This window comes from Nocardia blacklockiae (genome assembly GCF_015477355.1).
Classification (GTDB): Bacteria; Actinomycetota; Actinomycetes; order Mycobacteriales; family Mycobacteriaceae; genus Nocardia; species Nocardia blacklockiae.
This window is the reverse complement of sequence record NZ_JADLRJ010000044.1, coordinates 1-370: the sequence shown is the minus strand read 5'-3', so window position 1 is coordinate 370 and position 370 is coordinate 1. Positions and strand designations below refer to the sequence as shown.

General features: G+C 57.8%; 1 rRNA gene. It reads left to right on the top strand.

Annotated elements, in window-relative coordinates:
• Positions 1-370: ribosomal RNA gene (locus IU476_RS35700) — 23S ribosomal RNA — on the top strand; the annotation flags it as partial.

Here is a 370-nt window from a genome sequence, read left to right as displayed (position 1 = left end):
CCACCCGGTAAGCCTGAATACTCCCTGGTGACCGATAGCGGACTAGTACCGTGAGGGAAAGGTGAAAAGTACCCCGGGAGGGGAGTGAAATAGTACCTGAAACCGGACGCTTACAATCCGTCAGAGCAGTCTTCGGGCTGTGATGGCGTGCCTTTTGAAGAATGAGCCTGCGAGTCATCGGTGTGTGGCGAGGTTAACCCGTGTGGGGGAGCCGTAGCGAAAGCGAGTCCGAATAGGGCGCCCAGAGTCGCATGTCATGGACCCGAAGCGGAGTGATCTACCCATGGCCAGGGTGAAGCGACGGTAAGACGTCGTGGAGGCCCGAACCCACTTAGGTTGAAAACTGAGGGGATGAGCTGTGGGTAGGGGT